General features: G+C 33.8%; 3 protein-coding genes. All 3 read left to right on the forward strand.

Features of this window, described 5'->3' with window-relative positions; genetic code table 11:
• On the forward strand, positions 1 to 527 hold a 527-nt coding region (locus tag BZK16_RS14355), incomplete at its 5' end, for a hypothetical protein (protein WP_158076870.1).
• A 218-nt stretch (positions 528 to 745) separates the two neighbouring features.
• Positions 746 to 2,341: an SIR2 family protein gene (locus tag BZK16_RS13665; RefSeq protein WP_077929441.1), complete on the forward strand. Its 1,596-nt coding sequence runs from the start codon at positions 746 to 748 to the stop codon at positions 2,339 to 2,341.
• A 432-nt stretch (positions 2,342 to 2,773) separates the two neighbouring features.
• Positions 2,774 to 3,595, forward strand: coding sequence for a BRO-N domain-containing protein (locus BZK16_RS13670; RefSeq protein ID WP_077929442.1), 822 nt, complete (start codon positions 2,774 to 2,776; stop codon positions 3,593 to 3,595).
• The last annotated feature ends 61 nt before the right edge of the window (positions 3,596 to 3,656 follow it).

Genomic DNA, 3,656 nt, shown 5'->3' on the forward strand with positions numbered 1-3,656 from the left:
GAACAAATAGGCCGCCATTTAGATTTAGCCCTGGAACTAATGATGAAATGTGGGCAGGGTTTTCTGGTGCAAATGATGCTTACAGAGAACATCAATTAGAGCAACAGATCATCAAAGATACAGTGGTACAAATTATTAAAGATGAGATTCCGACATTGCGAGATGCAAGATTAGAAACGTTACTTAATGATTTAGATGGGACAAAAGCAATGATTGCCCATGAGGCAAATATACCCATGGATAGAATTGATATTGAACTTTTAAAGTACTCTGGTTATATCCCTCTGGGTGATGATATTACTCCATCTTCTATCGCTAATCACTTAGAACAAACAGGACATTTTAAAGATTTGTCCATATCTGTTATGGAGAAGTTTTACCCTAAAGAACTGGATTATGCAATTGAGCATGGCAATGTTATAGCAGAAGCAATCAAAGAAAGTGATCTTAATGTAGATGCTATTAGTGATGATGTAATGATTTCTTTAATAGAAGCAGTAACTTATAATCAAAGAATAAAAAAATAAGATCAATTATATTGATTTAAAAGCCGCTTAACCGCGGTTTTTTTACGCCCCTTGAGTGGGGTTTTGTTTTATCCAAGATAGCCGCTTAAGTGCGGTTTTGTTGATGGCGAGTTCTTTATTGGTATATTATTAAAATATATTAAATAAATAATTTGAAGAAGATATTTTATTTTATTTTGTTATGATGAATCATTTAATTCACGCAGAAGCTCTAGACAATGACCAATAATATTTTTAATAGTATGAAACGATATCCAATTGTTTTTATTGGATCTGGGATATCAAAGAGGTTTTTAAAAGACTACCCTACTTGGGTACAACTTTTAGAAATGTATTGGGGTAAAATTGATCAGGAAATTTCATTTTATAATTATCTATTGTCTTTAAGAAAAGATTTAGAGGAGGATACTCCGTCAGAAGATCTTGATCATAAGATTAATACGAAGGCTGCTGAGTATATAGAAAATACATATAATGATATGTTTTATAAAGATAAGATTAAAATTAATGGTCTGACCTCAGAACGAGTGTACAATGAGAAAATATCCCCATTTAAATACTCCATATGTCAATATTTTGATAGTTATGAGATTAAAGAAGATATTAATCAAGTTGAGTTGGAGGAGTTTAAAAAGTTTTTGCAAAGAGCAAAAATGATTATTACCACAAATTATGACCCATTTATAGAAAATATTCTGAAAGACATGGACATTGTATTCAATAAATATGTAGGAAGTAAGGGGCTATTTGATGATACAGAGGGCTGGTCTGAGCTGTATAAGATACATGGTGATGTCTCTGACTCACAGTCTATAGTAATTACTCAAGATGATTATGACTTATACGATAAGAATTCTATCTTGATTAGCGCTAAGATATTATCAAATTTAATTACTAATCAGATAATATTTTTAGGATATTCTTTAACGGATAGAAATATTAGAAGGCTACTGACTGACTTTTCTTCGCAAATACCGCAGGAAGATGAGAGGAAATCAGCTCAGCGTATAATTGTTGTTGAATATGATAAAGATAATCAAAATCTAGATATGACCCACTCTTCTGAGTTTGGAGTTTCTTTTGTAAAAGTAAGGACCGATAACTATTCTTCTATATTTAGATCTATAGCAGAGATCAATGAAGGGATGCTTCCTTCTGATGTGCTTCGATATAAAAGCTTGATTAAGGACTTGATTGTACAAGAGGGTGGAAAGGGGAATTTAGAAAATATATTAGTAAGTCCAAGTGACTTAAATCAGCTGGAACAGAATCTGAGAGAAGGAAAGAATTTAGTTGTTGCATTAGGTAATGATAAATTTGTTTATACTCATATCACAGAGGATGCTTACCTTGTTGATTATTTCAATGAAGGAAATGCAATATCATCAAAATTAGCCATTGATTTTATTATAAGTATGGTGCCTACTCAGCGAATACCATTTATTAAGTATCTTAATAGTGATTTGTCTAATCTGGAGGATGGTAAAAAAGCAAGAATAAATGAAAGAATCGATGCTCATGATAGCTTGGATGATATCATATCAACAGTTAAACTAGACAGACAAACATTGGCGCTTGGTTTTTCTAGTATTGATGATATTAAAAGCTACAACCTTGCATGCACAAAAGAAGTACAGATGATAGTCAGTAATATTAAATCTTTTGCAGGTGTAGATATTGAGAAATATATAAAGGAAAGGGGGCTTGACAGCTTTACCAGTGATTCAACTGCATCGTCAGTAAAAACTGAACTAAGAAAATTATTTTATGCTTATGACTTAATAATTAATGGGCAACCCAAAAAAATACCATGAAAATTCAAAGCCCCATCAACATTTAAGCGAATGGGGCTTTGAATTTTCTGATCCCATATGGTGGTGGAATATTTCATTACCAGAACGAAACAATTGCAGTCTAAATTGATCGAGTTATAAAGTCAAATGTATTGGTATTGTATTTTTATATCGTTGACATCCTCCCAAATTCAGCTATCATTTACTTAGCTCAAATGAGCTAGAGGCTTCAAAACCTTTACTATCAGCGGATAACCGCTACCCGTAAGATGCGGTATTTTTGCGTCCATAATTCACCTTGTGTGTTCTTGTGTATGGGCAAAAGAATTACTTCTTTGGTCGGGAGGGTGACGAATAAAATACCCTTGTGGAAATAAGTCCGGCAGTCTGATAGCTGTTTTTGAACCTCCCGATCACCCTTTATGGGTTTTTAAATGAAAAGGAGTAAACAGCATGAAAACATTATCATTTAATGGAAAAATAATCGAAATTTTCAAAGAAGATGACCAAATTTGGATTACATCCAAGGATTTAGCTATTGCGCTTGGCTATCAAAATCAGAAGTCCGTTGCTAACTTATATAATGCTAATTATGATGAGTTTACAAATAGAATGACCGAGGTCACTAAATCAATGACCTCGACAGCATCACGGAATTTACAAAGCTCTATCAGAATTTTCTCTCTACGTGGATGCCATTTAATAGCAATGTTTGCGCGAACAGAAGTTGCGAAACAGTTTAGAAAATGGGTATTAGATTTAATTGAAAATCATACTAAACCTGATTACTCAGTAGAAAAGACTATCTCCGTAGCGCAAGCAGATATAATCAGTAAAGCAGTCGAAAGCCTATGTCGTGATAAAGGTATTAGCTGGCAAGAAGTTTATCCAGCTTTGCATACTGAGTTTAATGTAAGAAGCTATACAGAAATTCTTGAAAAGGATTTTGATAGAGTTTTAGCAATGCTTAATTACAAGCGTCCATATTCTTCTTACAATCCTGAAGATGCACTAAGAGTAAATACAGTGGCTTTAGCTGTTCACATGATTTGGGTTTCAGTTTGGTTTGAAGAGTATGAAGCTGCACTCAGAAAGTTTAACAACCGATTGGGAGCAACATTAACAGATCGCTTTAAAGATGGGCGAGGAATAGCTAAAAGCCTTCTGAGAGAATATGGCTTGGCTGACAAAATTCCACAGATTCCAAAGGATTTTCCTTGGGGTGGCGAGTATTGGGAGCAGGACAACTCGCTTAAGCAACTTAATTTGTTGTAGGCAAACATAGATGATAGCCCTGTTACACAAACTGTAACAGGGCTTTATTTTATTTAAAAGG

Origin of the sequence: Wohlfahrtiimonas populi (genome assembly GCF_002006795.1) — a bacterium.
In the GTDB taxonomy this organism is placed as follows: domain Bacteria; phylum Pseudomonadota; class Gammaproteobacteria; order Cardiobacteriales; family Wohlfahrtiimonadaceae; genus Wohlfahrtiimonas; species Wohlfahrtiimonas populi.

What these genes read in the sequence shown, in the direction of transcription:
- BZK16_RS13665 (WP_077929441.1), top strand. Translation starts at nt 746, where the DNA reads ATGACCAATAATATTTTTAATAGTATGAAACGATATCCAATTGTTTTT.
- BZK16_RS13670 (WP_077929442.1), top strand. Translation starts at nt 2,774, where the DNA reads ATGAAAACATTATCATTTAATGGAAAAATAATCGAAATTTTCAAAGAA.